Origin of the sequence: uncultured Dialister sp. (genome assembly GCF_937959425.1) — a bacterium.
GTDB lineage: Bacteria > Bacillota > Negativicutes > Veillonellales > Dialisteraceae > Dialister.
The window spans coordinates 1-7,180 of record NZ_CALGPS010000165.1; the positions used below are offsets into that span (position 1 = coordinate 1).

The window sequence follows — 7,180 nt, forward strand, 5'->3', positions numbered from 1 at the left end:
ATTTGTAGGGGAGCGATAGCGACCTGAAAATCACGTGAGACGCTTTCCAGTGGAGGAAGTCCGGCGCAGCCGGATAAGGGGTGGCTGTGGAGGTCCTGCATAGGACCTCCAAGTCAGCCGAAGTTGGCCTCTAGCCTGCCCAATAAGAGGCCTTCCTTTTAGTCGGCTGACCGATGGTAGCGGCCAATTCAGAAGAATGGTACACGGAGAAATGAATCATATGCTCCTTGTATCACTCCGGCGGTTCCCCCTTTGGTGGCTGGCGCCACCACCTTTCCCCCTGTTCAGGGGGCACTATGGGTGCTGGGCATTTCGGGCAATTTGAGGTTATGGCCGCAGCGGCGGGAAAACCATACAACCGGGCTTCGCCCGATGGAAATGCACCCCTTTTGGTGCTGACGCACCACCTTTCCCCCGGAGGGGAAACTTTTAGCGGCGCTATGCCTTGTAGTACTTATAAGGTGATTGGTTTTCTGCGGTTTTATTCTGCCCCCTGAATAGGGGGAAGTCCGGCGCAGCGGGATAGGGGGTGGCCACCGCAGGTGGCCAATTCGGCAGAATGGTATCTGGAGAGATGAGACATAAGTGATTTTCCCGTCGCGGCGCCCCCTTTGGTGCCTGTGGCACCACTTTCCCCCCGCAGGCGGGGGGACAACAAAGCTCCGCGAGGCTATTTTCTCATAAGTGGCTCAATGCAGAGCACGGGTTGTTCTGTCCCCCCTCCGGGAGAAGTACCGCCGCAGGCGGGGATAGGGGTGTATTTCCATCGCGCCGTTAGGCGCGGTTTGCCTGTTTTCCCCCGCCCGCCAGGGCGGCTCCCAGGTTTTATCAAAAGAGGCGCCTTTTTATGTTCAGGGTGCCACATTCATTCACCATTTACAATTCACCATTTACCATTTTCCACATGGGCGCCCACCACAACTCTCTGAACCCTCTGAACCTGCGGCGCTGCCGCCATTATCCCTTCACTCTGCCCCATCCCCGCTCATTACTTGTAATAATCTGTGGTATAATAAGTTTAAACTAGACTAATATAACATAGTGCTTTATGCTTTTGGGCTATGGACGAGGAAATGTTTCACGGGCTTGGGAATCCGGCCGGATTTTGAGACGGGATGATAGGTATGAGTGACTGCACGAGTCAGATGGTATGCGATGTGGTGGAGGGGCTGCCCTGCGGGATTTGTTTTGTTTCCATGGACGATGAGGAGCGTTTGCTTTATGGAAACAGGGCGTTTCTTTCTTTGACCGGATTTTCGTCTCTGGAGGAGCTTCTTTCTCTGAACCATTCCTTCGAGGGACTCACGGAGGGGCGGTATATTCCTCTGCGCCAGCGATATGAGGCGGGGAAGAGCAGGAATGTGAGCGCTTTCCCTTTCTTTCTGAAGACGAAGGACGGGGAGGCTGTGCCGGTGGAGGGCATGGCAGGCATGGAGGAGACGGCCGCTTTCGGGAAGGTGTGGTGCGTGACCTGTGTCCGCCGTCAGAATGAAGGGAAGGTGGATGAGGCGGAGCAGCTCATGACCCGGGAGTCTTTTTATCCTGCCATTTATCATCTGGCCCTGGAAGATGTGGAGAATCACATTTTCGGACGGCGGGTGCCGCTGTATTTCAATCTTACGAATTTCAAGGTCTATAATTCCCGCCATGGCATGGAGGCGGGGGATGAGGTCATCCGGTATATGGCGGAAAGGCTTCGGGCCCATTTTCCCCATGCCCTGATAGCCCATCTCACGGGGGATACGTTTGCGGTGCTGGCGCCCCATCAGGATGTGAAGGAGCGGATCGAAGCGGTGGCCCGGGAGATGGACGGGTATGTGAATGATTCTTCCGTGCGTCTGAAGGCGGGGGTGCACATCGTCAATCCGGAGAATGTGGAAGTAACGGAAAGCAGTCTCCATCTGCTTTTTGACAGGGCGAAGATTGCAGCGGACTGGATTAAGGGGGATGCCGGCCGTACCTGGGTGCTGTACAAGGACTGTATGGGCCGGTGGCTGGCGGACAGGGCCTATGTGCTGGGCCATTTCGAGGAGGCTCTGGAGAAGGGATATATCAAGGTGTACTACCAGACGGTGGTGCGCTCTTTTACAGGAAAGGTGTGCGGCACGGAGGCCCTGGCCCGGTGGGAGGATCCGGAGCGGGGGCTGATTACGCCGGATATTTTCGTGCCGGTGCTGGAGGAGGCGCGGCTTATCCATCTGCTGGATACCTATGTGATTGAAAAGGTGGCCATGCGGTACTGTTTCCTGCGGGATAACCGGCGGCCCTTTGTGCCGGTTTCCGTGAATCTTTCGGCTGTGGACTTTGAGACCATGAATCCCTTCCTTTTCATGGAAAGCATGGTGAAGAAATACCAGGTGCCCCGCAGCTTTTTCCATATGGAAATCACAGAGACGGCCCTGAAGAGGGATGGAAATCGGCTGGCTTTGGAAATTGACCGTTTCCGGAAGGCGGGCTATGAGTGCTGGCTGGACGATTTCGGCAGCGGCTATTCCACCCTGAATGTGCTGAAGTCCTATCATTTCGATACCCTGAAGCTGGACATGGCATTCCAGCGGGATATGAATGAGGCAGGGAAGAAGATTATCAGCTCCGTCATCTTTATGGCCAAGGAGCTTGGCGTCCATACCCTGGCGGAAGGGGTGGAAACGAAGGAGCAGGCGGATTTCCTGAAAAGCGTGGGCTGCGAGAAAATCCAGGGATATTACTACAGCAGGCCCCTGCCCTATGAGGAAAGCTACCGGCAGGTGGTGGAGAATCATCAGGGCGTGGAGACGGCGGCGGAAGCGGCCCTCTATGACGGGGTGGGACTGGCCAATGTGGTGGGGGACAATCCCTCCGGCGCTTTCCTTTTCGACGGGGAGGAAATCGAAATCCTCTTTGAAAATGATGCCAGCCGCCAGGAGGCCTCTTCCCTTCATGCAGACTATTTCATGAAGGACGGAAGGCGTATCATCGCCATGGACAGGACGGTGAAGCAGCAGTTCCGCCAGCTCATGGAAGCATCCTGGAAACATCACCGGAAGGAGACCATGATGTACCTTTTCCGGGGACAGTACGTGCACTGCTCCCTGAAGGTGCTGGTGTCCCAGGGGAAGCTGTACGCCGGGAAGCTGGAGTATTACGCCCTGTCCGGCCGGGAGGAGCGGAAGGCTGTATCCTACATGGATAAGCTGCTGCGCCATCTCTTCACCATCTATGACGGTCTCTATGTACTGAAGAAATCGGGCATGGTGGAAGTGATGGAGTCCATGAACGGGCTGGCAGTAAACGGGGAAACGGTGCCTAAGGAACAGTTTATGAAAATGGCGGATTTCGTCCATGAGGAAGACCGGAAGCGTTTCCTTGCCTTTATGGGCAGGGAACATCTGGAAAAGGAAGCGGAAAATCCCCGTGCAAGTGCTGTTACCGGCCTTTTCAGAGTCCGCATGGAAAACGGCAGCTACCGGTGGAAGGAGTTTAATCTTGCCTTCATGGGGCCTGCGGAGGACGGTGAAATCCTGCTGGGCATCAAGGACACGGCGGTGGATGAAGCGGAGGACGGGAAGGCACTGCTCTCCCTCTACGCCGCCTCCTATGGTTTGTCCACAGGCGGGCGGAGCGACTGGAACCTGCAGGAGTCCGCCTTTACGGCCCTCATGGAAAACGGGAGCCTCTGCTTCTTCTGGAAGGACAGGAAACGCCGCTTTCTTGGTGCCAGCCGCGCCTTTCTGGAGAAGTTCGGGCTGTCCCTGGAAGACATTCTGGGCAGAACCGATGAAGAAATAGGCTGGCATGTGGACGGCACCCATTTCGAAAAGGAAGAGAAAAAGGTGTTGGAGGAAGGGCATATCTCCCGCAGAGTGCTGGGCCGCTGCATTATCCGGGGACAGGTGCACCGTATCCGGTCTACGAAATTCCCCCTGTACCTGGGTAATGATATCGCAGGCCTTATGGGCTATTTCTTTGACATGGACGAAATGGCCGCCCATTTCCGCGCGGAAAGGAAACTGGATTTCATCGACCCGGAAACGGGCCTCTTGAACTTCCGGGGCATGGTCATGACTGCCATGACCTTCCAGGAAAACTACAGCGCCCATGGAGAAAACTACGGCGCCCTGCTCCTCAGCATACCGGCCCTGGACGAAGCGGGCCGTCTCTACGGCGGAGATACCAGGGAAAAACTCCTGAAAAAGCTTACGGATACCCTTACCCGGTTCTTCTTCCATCGGGAAGCCATCGGCTATCTGGGAAGCGGACGATTCCTGGTGATGATGAAGATGAGAAGCACCTCCGATATCCGCCAGCGCATGCTGGAGCTCTCTAACCGGGTTCATGAAATCCACCAGGCCGGCGGGCGGAATGTGACACTCTTCCTGCAGTACGCCTTGGCCCTGGGCTCCGAAGCAAGGACGGCGGATGACCTCTTCCGTATCCTTTCCCGGAGACTTTCGGAAGCGGAAAATCAGAAATACGGCCAGTCCCTGTACCGCGGCGACAGGATCACCTTCGACAGAAGGGTCTTCGACAACAGCAGTGACCAGGTGGCCATATCCGACCCTGATGACTACAGCCTTCTCTATATCAATAAGGCAGGCCTTCGGGATCTGGGATACCCGGGGGACTATGACTATACAGGGAAGAAATGCTATGAAGTGATTCTGGGCGGAGACAGACCCTGTGACGGCTGCCCCCTGGCCTTTATCCGGAGGGACCGTTTCTATACCCAGACCTTCCATAACCGCTTCACCGGCCACGACTACCTCACCCAGCATACCCTGATTTCCTGGTACGGGAAAACCTGTCACTTTGAAATCGCCACCAACCTGGGCGGCTACGCAGAGCGGGATTTCAAAAAGAACTACATGGTCTTCAAGGAAATGGCGGTGAATGACGCCATCGAACTGGGCCTTTCGGCCACAAATCCCCATGAGGGTATCATGAAAATGCTCTCCCGCATAGGGGAAATCCTGGAAGCGGAAAAGGCATGCATTTTTGAAATACAGGAAGACGGCAGCTTCAAAAACACCTACGAATGGTGCAGAAAGGGCGCCGTGCCGGAGCAGGAGAAATACCAGCACGTACCGGCGGACATGGTGCGGCCCATCTACGACCGATTCGGCGCCGACCAGGTGGCCATCATCGAAGATATCGACGCCGTGGCCAAATCCTACGGCTTTGCTGCCTCCGACTACCGGAAAGGCCTCAAACGCCTCATCTCCGGCCACCTCCTCATCGGCGGCCAGTCCCTGGGCTACACGGAAATCGTAAACCCCTCCGAAAAAGCCATGAAAGAAGCCAGCCCACTCCTCGCCACCCTCACCCGCTTCATCGCCATCATGATACGGAACAGGGACACCATGGACAAATTGAAAGCCATGGGCCACGTGGACCAGCTCACCGGCCTCATGAACCGCCGCTCCTTCATGGAATACATCCACGCCCTTCCGGCGGGCAGAAAAACAGCCTTCCTCTTCGGCGACATGAACGGACTGAAACAGATTAACGACGGCAAAGGCCACGAAGCCGGCGACCGCGCCCTCATCACCCTCTCCTCCCTTATGGCCGACCTGGTGGGCAGAGACCACGCCTTCCGCATGGGCGGCGACGAATTCATCATGGCGCTGGAAGAAGCATCGCCGGAAAAAGTGCTGCAGGTGAAAGAAGAACTGAAATCCAAACTCGCCCTCCAGGGCCTCTCCATAGCCCTCGGCTGCGCCCTCCGCACCGCTCCCGTCACCGACATAGACAGCCTGATCTCCGAAGTGGATAAGAAAATGTACGCCGATAAGAGAAATCCAAGGATGTAGGGAGGTAGTGGACTGGTGAGCTGGTGTACTAGTGAGCTGGGGGGACGGCTGTCGGCTGGACGCAGAAAGAAATGGTAAATGGTGAATGGTAAATAAAGAAGGCGCCCTTTCAGAAAGAAGGGCGCCTTTTCTGTGGGGCGGCAAAGCCGACCATACACTAAAACCTGCCACCGGGGCGGAGGGGGACCGCGTGCACCTTAATCTTGCCTCCCCCTGACTGCAGGTGGAGGGGGACCGTGTGCACTTTAAACTTGCCTCCCCCTGTCTGCAGGGGAGGAGGACCGTGTACACTTTAAACTTGCCTCCCCCTGCCTGCAGGGGGAGGGGGACCGTGTACACTTTAAACTTGCCTCCCCCTGCTTGCAGGGGGAGGGGGACCGCGTAAGCGGTGGAAGGGGTTGGTACATGGAGAAATGACTCATAAGTGCTTCTTACCATCGCGGAGATTCCCCCTTTGGTGGCTGGCGCCACCACCTTTCCCCCGCTAAAGCGGGGGCACTATGGGCGCTGGGCAATGTGCCACATATGATGATAGAGGGAAGTATAGAGAGGCCCTATTCTGCCCCCTGAATAGGGGGGAAGTCCGGCGCAGCCGGATAGGGGGTGGCCGCCGCAGGCGGCCAATTTGGCAGGATGGTAAGAATAGAGATGATACGAATGGCTTTATGTTCACAAACCCTTGCGTCCCCTTTAGGCGGAGACCCTGCATAGGGTCTCCGAGTCAGTCAAAGTTGGCCCTGCATAAACTGGCGAAGGAGTATCATAATTATTCTTACCCTCGTACACCCTTTTGCCGCTCCGCGGCACTTCCCCTCAAGGGGAAACGAGAAATATAGAGAGGCCTACCTTTTGCTTGACTGACCGGTGAAGAGGGCCACGTAGTGGCGAAGGGGTGGATGAAGGTAAGAATCGGAATGAAACGCTAAAGCGGAGCAGGCCGCCTTTCGGCGGTCAGGTCAAAAAATGAGTGACATACCGTTGCTTTGCCTCGTACACCCTTTTGCCGCTTCGCGGCACTTCCCCCAAAGGGAAGCGTGTCACGGGATTCTCAGTCGTCGTTGGCTCCCTACGAATCCCGTTCCCTTGCCACCTCAAGGGGAAAGAAAATGTGTGGGGACACGCAATGCAGTCATACTCTTCCTGTACCATTCCGGCGATTCCCCCTTTGGTGCCTTACGGCACCACCTTTCCCCCGCTAAAGCGGGGGCACTATGGGCGCTGAGCAATGTGCCACATATGACACAGAAGGAAAATGCAGAGAGGCCCTATTCTGTCCCCTGAATAGGGGTGGCAAGCGAACACGATTCGTAGGGGAGCCAAGCGACCTGAGAATCGTGTGAGACGCTTTCCCGTGGAGAAGTCCGGCGCAGCCGGATAGGGGGTGGCCACCG

General features: G+C 56.2%; 1 protein-coding gene. It reads left to right on the forward strand.

The genetic code is table 11. From position 1 onward, the window contains the following. Positions 1-1,124: 1,124 nt before the first annotated feature. Positions 1,125-5,789 (forward strand): EAL domain-containing protein, encoded by a 4,665-nt coding sequence (locus tag Q0482_RS06760; protein ID WP_299144916.1) that lies wholly within the window; start codon positions 1,125-1,127, stop codon positions 5,787-5,789. The last annotated feature ends 1,391 nt before the right edge of the window (positions 5,790-7,180 follow it).